Genomic DNA, 15,816 nt, shown 5'->3' with positions numbered 1-15,816 from the left:
CTCAGACCCCCAAGGCCTTGTTGGCCTGCTCTTGCGCGCTCAAGCCCGCGCTGGCCGAGGCCTGCGCGCGCTGGCGCTCGAACTCTTTTTCCAGCTGCGGCTTGGCCGAGAGATAGGCGCGCGGCCAGTCGAGGCCCGGCCCGGCTTGGTAGCCGATGCGCGCCGCTTCGCTGAGCGTCCAGGCCGGGTTGGCCAGATGCGGGCGGGCGATGGCGCAGAGGTCAGCCCGGCCGGCCGCGATGATGCTGTTGACATGGTCGGCCTCGGAGATGGCACCCACGGCCATGGTGGCGATGCCGACGCGGTTGCGGATGCTTTCCGAGAACGGGGTTTGCCACATGCGGCCGTAGGTGGGCTTTTCCTGCTTGCTGACCTGGCCCGAGGACACATCAATCAGGTCGGCGCCGGCCGCCTTGAAGGCTGCCGCGATCAGCACCGCGTCTTCCGGCGTGTTGCCGCCGGGCACCCAGTCATGAGCCGAGATGCGCACCGACATGGGCCGATCCTCCGGCCAGACCGCACGCAGGGCGCGGAAGACCTCGAGCGGGTAGCGCAGGCGGTTCTCCAGCGAACCGCCGTACTCGTCCTCGCGGTGGTTGGTCAGCGGCGAGAGGAAGCTGGAGAGCAGATAGCCGTGGGCGCAGTGCAGCTCCAGCCAGTCGAATCCGGCCGCGGCCGCGCGGCGGGCGGCGGCGACAAAGTCACCACGCACCCGGTCCATATCGGCGCGGTCCATGGCGCGCGAGGTCTGGCTCACGCCGGCCAGGTACTGCTGGGGCGAGGCCGAGATCAGGGGCCAGTTGCCGGTTTCCAGCGGCTGGTCGATGCCCTCCCAGCCGCGCCGGGTCGAGCCCTTGGCGCCGGCGTGGCCCAGCTGCATGGCGATCTTGGCGCTGCTGTGCGTATGCACGAAGTCAACGATGCGCTGCCAGGCCAGGCCCTGCAGATCGGTGTAGAGGCCGGGGCAGCCCGGCGTGATGCGGCCATCGGCCGAGGGGCAAGTCATCTCGGCAAAGACCAGGCCGGCGCCGCCGGTGGCACGGGCGCCCAGGTGCATCAGGTGGTAGTCGCCGACGACGCCGTCGACACAGGAGTACTGCGCCATGGGCGAGACCACGACGCGGTTCTTCAGCGTCAGCCCGCGCAGGCGGAAGGGCGTGAACATGGGCGGCACGGCCTGCTCGGGCAGGCCACTCTGCGCCGCCAGCCAGGCCTCGAAGCGACCCACATAGCCGGCATCGCGCTGGCGCAGGTTCTCATGCGAGATGCGCTGCGAGCGGGTCAACAGGGAATAGGCAAACTGCTCGGGCGCCAGATGGGCGTGGCGCTCCACGTTCTCAAACCATTCGGTGGAGTTGCGCGCGGCGTTCTGGATGCGCAGCACCTCGATGCTGCGGCTGGCCTGGTAGACCTCCAGGGCGCGGGTCAGATCACCGCCGGCGTCGCCGATATCGCGAGCCAGGGCGATCGCATCTTCCAGCGCGAGTTTGGTGCCGGAGCCGATGGAGAAGTGCGCGGTGTGGGCGGCATCGCCCATCAGCACCACCGGCGCACGGCCGTTGTGGTGCACCCAGTTCTTGCAGACGACGCGTGGGAACCGGATCCACTGCGCCGAGCCGCGCAGATGCGAGGCATTGCTGATGAGCGAGTGGCCGTCCAGCACCTTGGCGAACAGGCGCTCGCAGAAGGCAATGCCCTCTTCCTTGCTCATGGCCTCCAGGCCGGCGGCCTGCCAGACCGACTCGGGCGTCTCGACAATGAAGGTCGAGTGCGTCTCGTCAAACTTGTAGGCATGGGCCTGGAACCAGCCATGTTCGGTCTTCTGAAAATCGAAGGTGAAGGCGTCAAAGAGCTTGGTCGTGCCCAGCCAGACAAAGCGGCATTGGCGCAGATCGATATCGGGCTGGTAGGTGGCGCTGTACTTCTGGCGGATGCGGCTGTTCAGGCCGTCACAGGCGATGATGAGGTCGGCATCCACGCCTTCATCGTCTTGCACCTCGTGTTCGTAGACCAGCTTCACACCCAGCTCGGCACAGCGCGACTGCAGGATGTTCAGCAGCTTCATGCGGCCGATGCCGCAAAAACCATGGCCGCCCGAGCGCATGCTGCGGCCGGCGATGTGCACATCGATATCGTCCCAGTGGTTGAAGGCGGTCAGGATGGCCTCGGCCGTGGGCGCATCGGCTTCGCGCATGGCGCCCAGGGTCTGGTCGGAGAAGACCACGCCCCAGCCGAAGGTGTCACCGGGGCGGTTGCGCTCCAGCACGGTGATCTCATGGCTGGGGTCTTGCTGCTTCATCAGCAGAGCGAAATACAGGCCGGCTGGGCCGCCGCCGATACAGGTGATGCGCATGCTGGGCTCTCGCTGAAACCGTGGTGTTGCGACGCACTTTAGGCCTTGATAGTTTAGGCGTCAACAATTATTCTGAGCTTGCCGAATCGGGACATACCCTGTTCAATTTGGCTTCCGATTTCGTTTCAAACCGGGCGCCTTATGCGCGTGCGAAGCTGTTGGAATTAACCGACACCACGCGCTTTCAGGCCTTGTTAAGGTCTCGCCCGCTGTGAGCTTGGCCCCCTCCCCCGGGGACTGGCCGCAGTGTTTGAGCTGTTGATGATTCACTGAGAGCACCCCACACATGCCGCCCAAGACACTCTGGGACATCTCGCCCACGGTCTCACCCGAGGCCCCGATCTTTCCCGGCGACGAGCCCTACCGCCTGAACTGGACGGCACGGCTCTCGCCCGAATGCCCGGTCAATCTGAGCGCGCTGACCATGTCGCCCCATGTCGGCGCCCATGCCGATGCCCCCCTGCACTACGCCAACAATGCCGCCGACGCGGCCAGCGTGGCGCTCGACGCCTATCTAGGCCCCTGCCGCGTGATCCATGCGATCGGCTGCGGGCCGCTGATCCGCATCGAGCACTTGCAGCATGCGGCCGATGGCCTGCCGCCGCGCGTGCTGGTGCGATGCTGCGAGCGCGCCGACACGGTCTGGAACCCCGAGTTCAGCGCCTTCGCGCCCGAGACCGTGGCCTGGCTGGCCGCGCGCGGCGTGCGCCTGATCGGCCTGGACACACCCTCGGTGGACCCGGCCAGCAGCAAGAGCCTGGACAGCCACCAGCAGCTGCTGCGCCTGGACCTGCGCGTGCTGGAGAACCTGGTGCTGGACGAGGTGCCCGAAGGCGACTACGAGCTGATCGCCCTGCCCCTGAAGCTGGCCGGCGCCTGCGCCTCGCCGGTGCGCGCCGTGCTGCGCGCGCTCTGAACGAATCCACTGATTTCGACTTTCCCCTGGAGACACGACCATGACCACCTTGCAAGACTGCGACGTCCTCGATCAAGAGGACCCCTTGCGCGAGCTGCGCCAGCAGTTCGACCTGCCGCCCGGCGTCATCTACCTGGACGGCAATTCCCTGGGCGTGCTGCCGCGCGCCACCCTGGGCCGCGTGCAGGAGGTGATCCAGCGCGAATGGGGCCAGGACCTGATCAAGAGCTGGAACACGGCCGGCTGGATGGAGCTGCCCGGCAAGATCGGCGACAAGATCGCGCGCCTGGTGGGCGCCGGCCCGGGCGAGCTGGTGGTGGCCGACTCGACCTCGCTGAACCTCTACAAGGTGCTGTCCGCTGCCTTGCGCATTGCTCAGGCGGACGCCCCGGCGCGCAAGGTGATCGTGTCCGAACGCAGCAACTTCCCGACCGATCTCTACATCGCCGAAAGCCTGGCCCGCCAGCATGGCGCGCGCCTGCACCTGGTGGACAGCGTGGACGAGATCGCGGGCACGCTGAACGCCGATCTGGCCGTGCTGATGATCACCGAGGTCAACTACCGCACCGGCTACAAGCACGATATGAAGGCCTTGACCGCCGCCGCCCACGCGGCCGGCGCCCTGGTGATCTGGGACCTGGCCCACTCGGCCGGCGCCGTGCCGGTGGACTTGAAAGGCGCGGATGCCGACTTCGCCGTCGGCTGCGGCTACAAATACCTGAACGGCGGCCCCGGCGCACCGGCTTTTGTCTGGGCCCACCCGCGCCATGCCGACCGCTTCTGGCAGCCGCTCTCGGGCTGGCTGGGCCATGCCGCACCCTTCCAGTTCACGCCGGACTACCAGCCCGCCCCCGGCATCAAGCGCTATATCTGCGGCACGCCGGCCATGCTGTCCACCGCAGCGCTGGAATGCGGGGTCGACACGGTGCTGGCGGCCGAGGGCCTGGGCGGCATGGCCGCGCTGCGCAAGAAGAGCATCGCGCTGACGGAGCTCTTCATCGAGCTGGCCGAGGAACGCTGCGGCGCCCTGGGCGTGCGCCTGGCCTCGCCCCGCAATCCTGAGCGGCGCGGCAGCCAGGTCTGCCTGAGCCTGGCCGCGCCGCTGCAGCATGCCGGCTATGCGGTGATCCAGGCCCTGATCGCCCGCGGCGTGATCGGCGACTTCCGCGCCGGTGACCCGGCCCGACTCGACGAAGTGCCCCACATCCTGCGCTTCGGCTTCACGCCGCTCTACATCGGCTTTGCCGACGTCTATGCCGCCGTGGAACACCTCTACCAGGTGCTCAAGACCGAAGAGTGGCAGCGCCCCGAGTTCGCACGCCAGGGAGCGGTGACATGAGCTGCCCGCACCATCACGAAGGCCAGGCGGGTCGGACCGAGCAGATTGTGAAAGCCGCTGACGCCGGGCCGCCCCAAGGCAGCGGGCGCCCCCTCGGGGGGCAGGAGCGCAGCGACGTGGGGGCTTCATTCCACGGGGCGCAGCTCGACTTCTCGAAAGACATGAGCTACGGCGACTACCTGCATCTCGACCAGATCCTCAGCGCCCAGCATCCGCTCTCGCCCGAGCACAACGAGATGCTCTTCATCGTCCAGCACCAGACCTCGGAGCTGTGGATGAAGCTGATGCTGCATGAGATGCAGGCCGCCGTGGCCTGTGTGGCGGCCGACCGCTTGCCCGAGGCCTTCAAGATGCTGGCCCGGGTGTCCAAGATCATGGAGCAGCTGGTCCATGCCTGGGATGTGCTGGCCACCATGACGCCGCCCGAGTACACGGCCATCCGGCCTTACCTCTCGAACAGCAGCGGTTTCCAGAGCGCGCAGTACCGCCGCATCGAGTTCATGTTGGGCAACAAGAACGCGGCCATGCTCAAGCCGCACGCCCACCGGCCCGATCTGCTGGCCGAGGTGGAAGCCGCCTGGCGTGCGCCCTCGCTCTACGACGAGGCGATCCGCCTGATGCAGCGCCGCGGCATTGCCGTGCCGGCCGAGGCGCTGGCACGCGACTGGACCCAGCCCTATGCGGCCAGCGAAGGCGTCAAGGCCGCCTGGCTGGAGGTCTACCGCAGCCCCGAGCAGCACTGGGACCTCTACCAGATGGGCGAGGAACTGGTCGACCTGGAGGATGCCTTCCGGCTCTGGCGCTTCCGCCATGTCACCACGGTCGAGCGGGTGATCGGCTTCAAGCGCGGCACGGGCGGCACCTCGGGCGTGTCCTACCTGCGCAAGATGCTGGACACGGTGCTCTTCCCCGAGCTGTGGGCGCTGCGCACCGAGCTCTGAGCCCGCCCCAGCCTCAAACTGCAGGACAAGGCGGTACAAACGGCCAATTCCTGCGGTTTGAGTCCCGTGGCTTTGCTATACAGTCGGCTGCGACGGCCGCCCATGGGAGCACCGGGTCCAGATCGGACCCCTGATCGTGCCAGGAAGCGTGCCGCACACAGGGGTCCTTGTCATGCGCAGTTTGATGTGGATTCCGGGCCGGTCGACGCTTGCCGCGACCCGTCTGGGATGTGTTGCCCTTTTCACCTTGTTGGCGGCCGGCATGGCCCCGGCCCAGGCCGGCGACGTGCTCAAGCGCGTGCAGCGCGAGCAGCAGCTCAAGGTCTGCATCTGGCCCGGCTACTACGGCGTCACCTTCCGCAGCCCGCGCACCGGCGAACTGCAGGGCATCGACATCGATCTGTCCGCGGCCCTGGCCCAGGATCTGGGCGTCAAACTGCAGCATGTCGAATCGTCTTTTCCCAAGCTGATCGAAGACCTGAGCCATGATCGCTGCGATGTGGCCATGTTCGCCATCGGCGTGACGGCGGAGCGCCAGCAGCAGCTGCGTTTCAGCAGCCCCTACCTGCAGAGCGACATTTACGGCATCACCACGCGCAGCAGCCGCAGCATCCGCGCCTGGTCAGACATCGACAAGCCCGGCATCAAGGTCGCCGTGCAGGCCGGCACCTTCATGGAGCCGGTGGTCAGCGCCTGGCTCAAACAGGCCCAGGTGGTGGTGATCCGCCCACCGCAGACCCGCGAGCAGGAGCTGGAAGCCGGCCGAGTGGACATCTTCATGACCGACTACCCCTACAGCCGCCGCCTGCTGGACAACGCCGACTGGGCACGTCTGGTGTCCTCACCGACGCCGTTTTCCGTTCTGCCCTATGCCTACGCCGTCAAACCCGGCGATGAGGAGTGGCTGGGCCGGCTCAACACCTTTGTGGCCGCCATCAAGAAAGACGGCCGCCTGGTGGCGGCGGCCAAGAAGCACGGCCTGAGTGAAATTCTGCTGCCGCGCTGACCGGCCCGCGAGCCGATCGATCGACCCATGAGCGATCAAGCCCCAGGCTTCCAGCCGCCCCCTGCCCAGTTGCCGGCCTGGGTCAACGGCGGCATGGCGATTTGGGGCACGGCCCTGCTGAGCCTGGCCCTGCTTGCACTGGCCGGCGGTTTCTTGTGGCTGGAGTACCGCCAGAACCGGCATACCGAAATCGAACACTGCGCCCTCTACGCCCGCACGCTGGAGGCCCAGACCAACCAGACCCTGGGAACTGCCAACTTGGCCCTGCAAGGCCTGGCCCGCAGCCTCGGCGCCAGTGATTCGCCCAGCCCCGAGGGCGCGGCCAGCAGCCGCTTGCTGAGCCAGACCTTGCCTGGCCTGCCCTTTGTGCGTAGCTTCTCGCTGCTGGACGAGAACGGCCGCGTGATTGCCAGCAGCAATCCGGCCAATCTGGACCTGCAACTGGATCTGCTGCGCCTGAGTCACAAGCCCGAGATCATCAGTGGCAGCGCCAGGCTCGGCGATGTGCAGCAAGGCCGCGATCTGAACGAGCTGCCCGCTCATCCGACTGCCGGCCAGGCCGATGGCAAGCCCGGAATCACGGCAGCCACGAGAGCTTCAAGCTACTTTGTGCCCATGACTCTGAGTCTGGTCGGCAATCGGGCGCCCCTGCATCTGGTGGCAGCGCTGAACCCGGACTATTTCGCCAATCTATTTGAACGCCAGTTGGGCAGCGGCCAGCACCAGGCCGCGCTGTTGAGCCTGAGCGGCCAGCTGATCGCCAGTCGTGTCCAGCCTGTGCGCGAGCCCGGCAGCATGCTGGCCGGCCACACCGTGTTCCGCGATCACCTGCCCGGGCGTGAACGCGCCAGCTACGAGAGCGAGCAAGGGCTGGACCCGTCGCCTGCCCTGGGTGCATTCGAACTGGCCCGCGACCACCCCTGGGTGGTGGTGGTGGAGCTGCCCAGCAGCCTGTTAATGAACCAGCTGTTTCAGAGCGCCCGGGTCGTCGGCCTGAGCCTGGCGGCCGGCCTGGCCGTGATGGCGGCTCTGGGCGCCATGGCCTGGCGCGCCCTGGGCGCTTACGACCTCGCTCGGCGTGAGCTGCAGACCGCCCACCGCCACCTGGCGACCAAGGAACGCGAGCAAAGCCTGCTCATTCACAACGTTCAGGAGCTGATGTTCCGCACCGACCCGGAGGGCCTGCTGCAGTTCGTCAACCATGCCGATTTCCTCAGCAGCAAGGACCAAGCCCCGATGCTGGGACGCCGCTTCTCCGAGTTGATCGACCCGCGTGACCAAGCCCGGGCGCGCAGCCTCTTTCACACCGGCAGCGGCTTTCTCAACCTGCCCATCGCCCTGCGCCTGCTGCCCCAGCAGGGGCGGCAGCGGGTGCTCGAGGTGACCGTCACGCCGGTGCGTCAGGACAACGGCCAGATTCACGGCTTCGTCGGTTTTGCCATCGACGTGACCGAACGCGAGGACGCCCGCCAACGCCTGCAGGCCCAGCTCGACTTCACGGCCCGCCTGATCGACGTCTGCCCCATCCCCATCTTTGCCAAGGACCAGCAACTGCGCTTCGTCATGGTCAACCAGGCCTGGAGCGAGATGTCGGGCGTGGACAAGAACCTGGCCCTGGGCCGCAAGCTCAGCGAGCTGCGCCCAGCCGGCGTCGCACGAAAGCCCGAGGAGCTGGACGCGCGCCTGCTTCGCGAGGGCGGCAGCGAACAGCTGGAGATCCACGAGCGCGGCCGTGACTACCTGACCCACCGTACCGTGTTCACCGATGCCCAGGGCCGCACGGCCGGTGTGCTGGGCAGCGCGATTGATGTGAGCCGCTTTGTCGAGGCCGAGCGCCAGATCCGCGAGGCGCGCGACGCGGCCGAGCGCACCAACAAGATGAAGAGCGAATTCGTCGCCAATATGAGCCACGAACTGCGCACGCCGCTGCAAAGCATCATCGGCTTCTCCGAGCTGGGCCTGAATCGCAGCGGCGAGCACCCCAAGCTGCAGGACATGTTTGCCCGCATCCACACCGCCGGCCAGCGCATGCAGGATCTGGTGGATCCGCTGCTGGATCTGTCCCATGTCGAAAGCACACAGGGCCAGCTCAAGCTTGAAATCCAGGACCTGCGGCCCCTGCTGCTGGAGCTGCACAAGGAGATGCAGGGCCGGGCCCAGCCGCGCGAAGTCCTGCTGGCTTTGCAACTGCCGCCCGAGCAGCCGCTGATGGCTGCCATCAATCCGCCACGCCTGCAACAGGCGCTGCGCAATGTGCTGGACAACGCCCTGCGCTTCGCCCCCAGCGGCAGCACGGTGGACGTGCAGGTGCGACGAGAGCCTGCCGGTCTATGCATCTCTGTCCATGACCAAGGCCCGGGCATTCCGGAGGCCGAACTGGAATCGGTGTTCCAGCCTTTTGTACAGGGCAGCAATCACAAGCCCGGCAGCAGAGGCACAGGCCTGGGCCTGACCATCGCGCGCAAGATCATGCATGCCCATGGCGGCACGCTGAACGCCCACAACCACGCCCAGGGCGGCTGCCTGTTCGAGTTCTGGCTGCCGCCGGCTTGAAGCTCACCTCTCGCGCCAAATTCGGGCGCAAAGCGCCAGCTTCGAGCGCAGCGCGCCGACCTGCCAGGCCACAGCCACCTACAATTCCGCCCGGTTTCAGACGATTCAGGCGCACACCCGCGCCCCACGCGCGACCCGCGCAGACGCACCACAGACCCGGAGACCCCGCCATGGACGCTCGCACATCCACCCTGACCCTGCGCATCGAGAAAATGCGCGATGCCCTGAAGCGCAACGACGTCCACGCCGTGCTGGTGCCCTCGGCCGACCCGCATCTGTCCGAATACCTGCCCGAGCGCTGGCAGGCGCGCCAGTGGCTGTCGGGCTTCACCGGCTCGGTCGGCACCCTGGTGGTGACGCGCGAGCGCGCCGCCATCTTTGCCGACAGCCGCTACTGGACCCAGGCCGAGACCGAGCTGGCCGGCACCGGCATCGAGCTGGTCAAGGTCATGAGCGGAGCGGCCACCGACTACATCGCCTGGATCGCCGCCCAGCTGCAAGCCGGCCAGACCCTGGCCGTAGACGGCCAGGTGCTGGGCCTGGCCCTGGCCCGCCTGCTGAGCACGGCCATGGCCGAAGCTCGCATCACCCTGCGCACCGACATCGACCTGGTCGACGAAGTCTGGGCCGAGCGCCCGGGTCTGCCCGACAGCGCCGTCTGGGAACACACCGCTCCGCAGGCCACGGTCAGCCGCGCCGACAAGCTGGCCGCCATCCGCGCCGCCGTGGCCACCCAGGGCTGCAGCCACCATTTCATCAGCAGCGTCGACGATGTGGCCTGGCTGCTGAACCTGCGCGGCTCGGACGTGGACTACAACCCGGTCTTCATGGCCCATGTGCTGCTGGACGCGCAAGCGGCCACCCTGTTTGTGGCCGAAGGCAAGATCGACGCGGCCCTGCAGGCCCGCCTGGCCGCCGACGGCGTGAGCCTGCGCCCCTACGCTGAGGCCGCCACCGCCCTGGCCGCCCTGCCGGCCGATGCGCGCGTTCTGATGGACCCCAAGCGCGTCACCTTCGGCCTGCGCCAGGCCGTGCCGGCCAGCGCCAGCATCCGTGAAGCGATCAACCCCAGCACCCTGGCCAAGAGCCGCAAGACCGCCGCCGAAGCCGCCTTCGTGCGCGAGGCCATGGAGCAGGACGGCGCCGCCATGTGCGAGTTCTACGCCTGGCTGGAGAGCGCCCTGGGCCAGCAGCGCATCACCGAGCTGACCATCGACGAGGAGCTGACGGCCGCACGCGCGCGCCGCCCCGGCTTCAAGGGCCTGAGCTTCCCCACGATCGCCGGCTTCAATGCCAACGGCGCCATGCCGCACTACCGCGCCACGCCGGCTTCGCACAGCGTGATCGAGGGCAACGGCCTGCTGCTGATCGACTCGGGCGGCCAGTACCTGGGCGGCACCACCGACATCACCCGCGTCTGGGGCATCGGCGAGGTCAGCGCCGCGCAAAAGCGCGACTACACCCTGGTGCTCAAGGGCACGATCAACCTCTCACGCGCCTGCTTCCCGCGCGGCACGCTCAGCCCCATGCTCGACGCCCTGGCACGCAGCCCGCTGTGGGAGCATGGCCTGGACTACAGCCACGGCACCGGCCACGGCGTCGGCTACTTCATGAACGTCCATGAAGGCCCGCAAAGCATCTCCAAGGCTGTGCCCGACGCGACCATGGCCATGGAGCACGGCATGATCACCTCGATCGAACCGGGTCTCTACCGCCCGGGCCAATGGGGCGTGCGCATCGAGAACCTGGTGCTCAACACCGGCCTGGACACGCCCGAGCGCGGCCAGTTCGGCGAGATGCTGCGCTTCGAGACCCTGACCCTGTGCCCGATCGAAACCCGCTGCATCGACCTGAGCCTGATGCGCGCGGACGAGATCGCCTGGCTGAACCAGTACCACGCCGAGGTGCGCCGCCGCCTGGCCCCTCTGCTCAGCGGCGCCGGCCTGGCCTGGCTGATGGCCCGTACCGAGGCCATCTGAGCAAATATTTGAGCGATGATTTGAGTGAACGCCTGAGCAGTCTCAGGACCACCCAGAACAAGGCGGCTTCGGCCGCCTTTTTTCATGCTTGTCACTGGCTCGCGGCACTGGAACTCACACGAACGGCGGCCTAGAGTTGTTCGGACCGCCCCGCTGTTTTCATGAGCCAGGAAGGAGTCCATCATGGCCCGCAAAAGCATCCATGTGTTTTCGGAAAGTGGCTTGCATGGCGCCCTGCTCGCGGCCTTGCTGCTGCTGATCGTCGTTGGCCTGGTCGACAGCTGGTTCTTCACGCCCGAGGGCAAGACGCCGGTGCTGTGGCGCCTGGACCCGGTGGTGGTCAGCGGGCCGGCGCCAAGCCGCTGAGCCGATGAGCCGCTGAGCCCGCCCCGGGGCTTGGCCTACATCTGCCGGAACAGGTGCAGGTAGCTGCGGCTGACCGGCAGCACCTCGGGCCGCTCCTTCAGGTGCACATCGGCGGTCTCGTTCGGACCCCGGGTGACATGGCTGATGGCATGCAGATTGACCACCACCGAGCGGTGAACCTGGGCAAAGCGCTGCGGGTCGATCTGCTCCATCAGCTCGCGGATGGGCGTGCGGATCAAGGCCTCGCCCTCGGGCCAGACGACCAGGGTGTACTTCTCGTCCGAACGCAGATAGATGATCTCGTCCACCGGAATCAGCTTCAAGCTGGCGCCCACCGAGGCACGGATCCACTGCAGATAGGCCGGCTGAGCGGCGCTGGCGGCTGATCCCGCCGGCAAAGTCGAAGCGCCCGGCGCGGCGGTCACCACCGTGGGCTCGGCGCGGGGCGCTTGCTGCAGGCGCGTCAACAGCTGCTGAATCACGGCCTCCAGCGCGGCTGGCGGCAGCACAGGCGAGGCATCCCTCGCCGCATGCTCTGCAGGATCAAGCGCCGGTGCGTGCCCCTGCACGGAGCGCTGCTCCACCAGGCGCTGCTTCAGCCTCGCAACCGTGTCTGCCAATCGGGCCTCATCGACGGGCTTGACCAGGTAATCCAAGGCGCCCTGCTCAAAGGCCTGGACGGCGTACTGCTCGTAGGCGGTGACGAAGACGATGTGCGCTCGACGCGCCAGCTGCCGCGCCGCCTCGACCCCGTTCAGGCCCGGCATGTGCACATCGAGAAACACGATGTCCGGGCGCAGCTGCTCAAACTTCTCGACCGCCTCACGGCCATTGCGCGCCTGGCCCAGCACCTGCAGCTCCGGCCAGGCCTGCGCGAGCGCGCGCACCAGGCTGTCGCGCAACAGAGGTTCGTCATCGGCGACCAGGGCCGTGGGCGCGGCTGTAGGCACGGCGGCGGAGGCGACGATTTGGGGCAGGTCTGAACTCATGGCTGGAACTGGATCTCGGCGCGCAGGCCGTGCGGCTGATTCTCACTCAGGGCCAGGCTGGCCCCGCCGGGGTAGAAGACCTTGAGCCGCTCGCGCAGATTGCGCAGGCCGGTGCCCGAGCCCGCGCTCTGGCTCAGGCCCATGCCGCTGTCGCTGACCCAGAGGCGAACCCCACCCTCGGCTGTGCTGCGCTCGGCACCGAGCTCGATGTGGCCACCCTCCTCGCTGGGATCGATGCCATGGCGCACCGCGTTCTCCACCAGGGTCAGCAAGGCCATGGGCGGAAAGCGCAGGTTCTCCAGCTCGGCCGGAATGTGGATGCTAAAGCTGAGCCGGTCCGGCATGCGCAGGTGCATCAGCTCGAGATAGGCGCGCACAAGGGTCAGCTCGTCGCCCAGGGTTGCCACCTCGCTCTGCAGGCGCGGCATGGCGGCGCGCAGATAGGCAATCAGGCTGCGCAGCACCGGTGCCGCTTGCGGGCTGCCGGTTTCCACCAGGGCGCGCACATTGGCCAGGGTGTTGAAGAGGAAATGGGGCTCGACCTGGGCTTGCAGCAGGCGCAGGCGCACATCGAGGGCTTGGCGCTCCAGCTCGCTGCGCTCCAGTTCGAAGCGCAAGGCCTGGCTGCGTGCCTCGGCATCGCGCTGCCGGTACAGCGCGCCCATGGCCAGCAGCGGCGCCACCAGCAGGCCCGAGCCGGCGATCCAGAGAAAGCCGAACATGCGCCCTTCGCTGTTGAGCAGGCGGTAGAGATCGCCGCCCACCGCCACCAGGTACACAACCAGGGTGGCCGTCGGCACCATCACCACCACGGCCAGCACCTGCAGCAACCAGCGCGCCAGCCAACGCGGCAAGCGCCGGGGCCAGTGGCCGGCCACGGCAAAGCCCAGCAGGCCCAGCAGGCCGACAAACAAGGTGCGCCCCAGCAGAACCGGAAAGCTGACAGCGAAGATGGGCGAGAGCAGAACGGCGGCGAAAGCCGCCAGGCCCAGGGTGGACAGCACCCGGCTGGGATTCAGGTAGACCAGAAAGGCCCTCCAGGCTTCCGCCTGGCTCAACACGGTTGCAGCCTCTTGCCGCGCAAACGGCATGCGGCCGGTGCTGGCGGCAGGACCGTCCAGCAATGGGGGAACTTTCGACATGCCGGCAGCGTAGCCGCAGGCAAGCCCGACTCCAAGGCTTTGAAGCAAGCCGCGCGACGAACAGCGGTTTATCGACCTCGGGCGGCTGCCCCAACAGGCCCGCAGCGGCGTTTTTCAGCCACAAAGCCCCATACGGTAGGGCTGCCTCAGGCCGGGGCGCCGATGCGGCACATGACGAAATCGCGCCCGGCATTGATGGCAAAGCGCAGGGCCTCGGCCGGCGAGGACCAGCCAAAACCGCCGGCCAGGGCTTCATCCCGGTAGGCTTCCTGGCGCGGCAGTTCGCCTCGCACCCGCATCACCACGACGGCGGCCACATAGCCATAGCTGTGCAAGCGATTCATGGCGCCGGCGTAGATACGGTAGTCCCCGGCGTCAACTTCTTCGAAATGCATGTGGATCTCCTGCTGTGGCGGCGGAAAAGCCCGCGAGCTGCTGCGCACTGTGCGCGCCCAGACAGGAAATCGCTCTAACCCGAAAGAGGGCCCTCTTTGGAGGGGGTGGCGCTCAGGCGAGGCCCGGTTGTTGCAATCCGCGCTGCACCGCCGGGCGGTCGAGAAAGGCCTGCAGCACCCGCGCCACTTCGGGGAACTCGGCGATGCCGACCAACTCGCCGGCGCCGTAGAAGTTCAGGAGGTTGTTGATCCAGGGGAAGACGGCGATGTCTGCGATCGTGTACGCGTCGCCCATCAGCCAGCGGCGGCCGCTCAGTCGCTGGTTCAACACGCCCAGCAGGCGGCGTGTCTCGGCGGCGTAGCGGTCGCGCGGGCGTTTGTCCTCGTAGTCCTTGCCCGCAAACTTGTGGAAGAAACCCAGCTGACCCATCATCGGCCCGACGCCGCCCATCTGGAACATCAGCCACTGCAGGGTCTCGTAACGCAGAGCCGCATCGGCAGGCAGCAACTGAAGCGCTTGCGCCTGCGGCTTCTCGGCCAGGTAGACCAGGATGGCGCCCGATTCCCACAGCGCCAAAGGCACGCCGCCCGGGCCCTGCGGGTCGAGGATGGCCGGAATCTTGTTGTTGGGGTTCAGGGACAGGAACTCGGGCGAGAACTGGTCCTGGCTGTCAAAGCTGACGCGATGCGCCTCGTAAGGCAGGCCCAGCTCCTCCAGCGCGATCGACACCTTGACGCCATTGGGCGTGGGCAGGGAGTAGAGCTGCAGACGCTCGGGGTGGCGGGCCGGCCATTTGCGGGTGATGGCGAAGGAGCTCAGATCGGACATGGGCAATGTGGGCAAGAAGGCGTTCAAGATTCAAGAGCACGCATCATCGCCGCCGCGGATTGCCCTTGCCGGCCCGGGCTCTTGCCCGGGGCACGGCGGGCCTCCAACCCTCAAGCCAGCTTGGCCTTGAAGAAATCCACGGTGCGCTGCCAGGCCAGCTTGGCCGCCTCGGCATCGAATCGCGGCGTGGTGTCGTTGTTGAAACCATGCTGGGTGCCGGCGTAGATGTGCGCCTCGAAGGGCACGCCGGCGGCCTTGAGCGCGGCCTCGTACTTGGGCCAGCCGGCGTTGATGCGTTCATCCTGGGCGGCATAGTGGATCAGGAGCGGGGCCTTGATCTTGGCCACCTCTTCAACCGGCGGCTGGCCGCCGTAGAAAGGCACGGCGGCAGCCAGGTCGGGCAGTTGGGTGGCCAGGTAGTTGGCGATGCCACCACCGAAGCAGAAACCCACCACGCCGACACGGCCGTTGCCCTCGGGCAAGGCCTGCAGCGCACGGGCTGCGGCCACGAAATCGGCACGGGTCTTGCCCGCATCGAGCTTACCGAAGAGCTCGCGCGCCTTGTCTTCGTCGCCGGGGTAGCCGCCCAGGTTGAAGAGCGCATCGGGCGCGTAGGCGAGAAAGCCGTCCAGCGCCAGGCGCCGGGTGATGTCCTCGATGTGCGGGTTCAGGCCGCGGTTTTCATGCACCACCAGGACCGAGGGCAAGCGGCCCTTGGCGCCGGCAGGCCGAGCCAGGTAGCCGCGCACGCGGCCATTGCCCTGGGGCGAATCGATCTCCAGCCAGCGGGTGCTGATGCGCGCATCGTCCGGCTTGACCTGCTGCGCCGCGGCAAAGCGGGGCGACAGGGCCGCCAGCGTGGCCGTGGCCGCCGCGGCGCTGCCCAGGGCACGCTGCGCCTGGTCGAGAAAGCCGCGACGGCTGAGGCCTCCGTGGACATAGTGGTCAAAGAGCCGGAGGATCTCGGGCGAGAAATCCTGGGCGGTCAAACGTGTCATGAGGCGGCTC

Annotated in this window: 13 protein-coding genes; 7 read left to right on the top strand and 6 right to left on the bottom strand. The window is 67.5% G+C overall.

Going from position 1 to position 15,816, the window contains the following annotated elements; all coding sequences use genetic code 11:
• Nucleotide 1: 1 nt before the first annotated feature.
• On the bottom strand, nt 2-2,353 hold the full coding sequence (locus C1O66_RS21090; protein WP_102769989.1) for a bifunctional salicylyl-CoA 5-hydroxylase/oxidoreductase: 2,352 nt from the start codon (nt 2,351-2,353) through the stop codon (nt 2-4).
• A gap of 286 nt (nt 2,354-2,639) precedes the next feature.
• Here C1O66_RS21090 and kynB point away from each other — a divergent pair, with 286 nt between their 5' ends.
• From kynB to C1O66_RS21055, 7 genes are all read left to right on the top strand, one after another.
• The gene (kynB, locus tag C1O66_RS21085; RefSeq protein WP_102769988.1) at nt 2,640-3,269 is read left to right on the top strand and encodes an arylformamidase; all 630 of its coding nucleotides are present in this window, start codon (nt 2,640-2,642) and stop codon (nt 3,267-3,269) included.
• A gap of 40 nt (nt 3,270-3,309) precedes the next feature.
• Nucleotides 3,310-4,608, top strand: a complete 1,299-nt coding sequence (gene kynU / locus C1O66_RS21080; RefSeq protein ID WP_102769987.1) for a kynureninase — start codon at nt 3,310-3,312, stop codon at nt 4,606-4,608.
• Complete coding sequence (gene kynA, locus C1O66_RS21075) at nt 4,605-5,549, top strand: tryptophan 2,3-dioxygenase (RefSeq protein ID WP_102769986.1); 945 nt, start codon at nt 4,605-4,607, stop codon at nt 5,547-5,549. Before kynU ends, kynA begins: the two co-directional genes overlap by 4 nt.
• Nucleotides 5,550-5,811: 262 nt before the next feature.
• The gene (locus C1O66_RS21070) at nt 5,812-6,555 is read left to right on the top strand and encodes an ABC transporter substrate-binding protein (RefSeq protein WP_223696827.1); all 744 of its coding nucleotides are present in this window, start codon (nt 5,812-5,814) and stop codon (nt 6,553-6,555) included.
• Between the two features lie 27 nt (nt 6,556-6,582).
• Complete coding sequence (locus C1O66_RS21065) at nt 6,583-9,108, top strand: sensor histidine kinase (protein ID WP_102769984.1); 2,526 nt, start codon at nt 6,583-6,585, stop codon at nt 9,106-9,108.
• A 170-nt stretch (nt 9,109-9,278) separates the two neighbouring features.
• Entirely contained in the window at nt 9,279-11,087 is a 1,809-nt protein-coding gene (locus C1O66_RS21060; protein ID WP_102769983.1) for an aminopeptidase P family protein, read from the top strand.
• Nucleotides 11,088-11,270: 183 nt separating this feature from the next.
• Nucleotides 11,271-11,453 (top strand): hypothetical protein, encoded by a 183-nt coding sequence (locus C1O66_RS21055; RefSeq protein ID WP_102769982.1) that lies wholly within the window; start codon nt 11,271-11,273, stop codon nt 11,451-11,453.
• Nucleotides 11,454-11,488: 35 nt separating this feature from the next.
• On the opposite strand, the gene C1O66_RS21050 is transcribed toward C1O66_RS21055, so the two are convergent.
• From C1O66_RS21050 to C1O66_RS21030, 5 genes are all read right to left on the bottom strand, one after another.
• Nucleotides 11,489-12,442 carry a LytR/AlgR family response regulator transcription factor gene (locus tag C1O66_RS21050; protein ID WP_102769981.1) on the bottom strand — a complete coding sequence of 318 codons (954 nt, stop codon included), beginning with the start codon at nt 12,440-12,442 and terminating at the stop codon, nt 11,489-11,491.
• The gene (locus tag C1O66_RS21045) at nt 12,439-13,584 is read right to left on the bottom strand and encodes a sensor histidine kinase (protein WP_207796049.1); all 1,146 of its coding nucleotides are present in this window, start codon (nt 13,582-13,584) and stop codon (nt 12,439-12,441) included. The genes C1O66_RS21050 and C1O66_RS21045 overlap by 4 nt, the downstream gene beginning before the upstream one ends.
• Before the next feature lie 146 nt (nt 13,585-13,730).
• A complete protein-coding gene (locus C1O66_RS21040) occupies nt 13,731-13,979 on the bottom strand; it encodes a hypothetical protein (RefSeq protein ID WP_102770411.1) in 249 nt (82 codons plus the stop codon).
• A 112-nt stretch (nt 13,980-14,091) separates the two neighbouring features.
• Entirely contained in the window at nt 14,092-14,808 is a 717-nt protein-coding gene (locus C1O66_RS21035; RefSeq protein WP_102769980.1) for a glutathione S-transferase N-terminal domain-containing protein, read from the bottom strand.
• Nucleotides 14,809-14,918: 110 nt separating this feature from the next.
• The gene (locus C1O66_RS21030) at nt 14,919-15,806 is read right to left on the bottom strand and encodes a dienelactone hydrolase family protein (RefSeq protein ID WP_102769979.1); all 888 of its coding nucleotides are present in this window, start codon (nt 15,804-15,806) and stop codon (nt 14,919-14,921) included.
• Nucleotides 15,807-15,816: the final 10 nt, after the last annotated feature.

The organism is Paucibacter aquatile (genome assembly GCF_002885975.1).
GTDB lineage: Bacteria > Pseudomonadota > Gammaproteobacteria > Burkholderiales > Burkholderiaceae_C > Paucibacter_A > Paucibacter_A aquatilis.
The sequence above is the reverse complement of the archived record's forward strand: the minus strand, read 5'-3'. Positions and strand labels throughout refer to the sequence as shown.

Coding starts and splice junctions, on each gene's coding strand:
- C1O66_RS21090 (WP_102769989.1), bottom strand. CDS start 2,353: ATGCGCATCACCTGTATCGGCGGCGGCCCAGCCGGCCTGTATTTCGCT.
- kynB (WP_102769988.1), top strand. CDS start 2,640: ATGCCGCCCAAGACACTCTGGGACATCTCGCCCACGGTCTCACCCGAG.
- kynU (WP_102769987.1), top strand. CDS start 3,310: ATGACCACCTTGCAAGACTGCGACGTCCTCGATCAAGAGGACCCCTTG.
- kynA (WP_102769986.1), top strand. CDS start 4,605: ATGAGCTGCCCGCACCATCACGAAGGCCAGGCGGGTCGGACCGAGCAG.
- C1O66_RS21070 (WP_223696827.1), top strand. CDS start 5,812: ATGGCCCCGGCCCAGGCCGGCGACGTGCTCAAGCGCGTGCAGCGCGAG.
- C1O66_RS21065 (WP_102769984.1), top strand. CDS start 6,583: ATGAGCGATCAAGCCCCAGGCTTCCAGCCGCCCCCTGCCCAGTTGCCG.
- C1O66_RS21060 (WP_102769983.1), top strand. CDS start 9,279: ATGGACGCTCGCACATCCACCCTGACCCTGCGCATCGAGAAAATGCGC.
- C1O66_RS21055 (WP_102769982.1), top strand. CDS start 11,271: ATGGCCCGCAAAAGCATCCATGTGTTTTCGGAAAGTGGCTTGCATGGC.
- C1O66_RS21050 (WP_102769981.1), bottom strand. CDS start 12,442: ATGAGTTCAGACCTGCCCCAAATCGTCGCCTCCGCCGCCGTGCCTACA.
- C1O66_RS21045 (WP_207796049.1), bottom strand. CDS start 13,584: ATGTCGAAAGTTCCCCCATTGCTGGACGGTCCTGCCGCCAGCACCGGC.
- C1O66_RS21040 (WP_102770411.1), bottom strand. CDS start 13,979: ATGCATTTCGAAGAAGTTGACGCCGGGGACTACCGTATCTACGCCGGC.
- C1O66_RS21035 (WP_102769980.1), bottom strand. CDS start 14,808: ATGTCCGATCTGAGCTCCTTCGCCATCACCCGCAAATGGCCGGCCCGC.
- C1O66_RS21030 (WP_102769979.1), bottom strand. CDS start 15,806: ATGACACGTTTGACCGCCCAGGATTTCTCGCCCGAGATCCTCCGGCTC.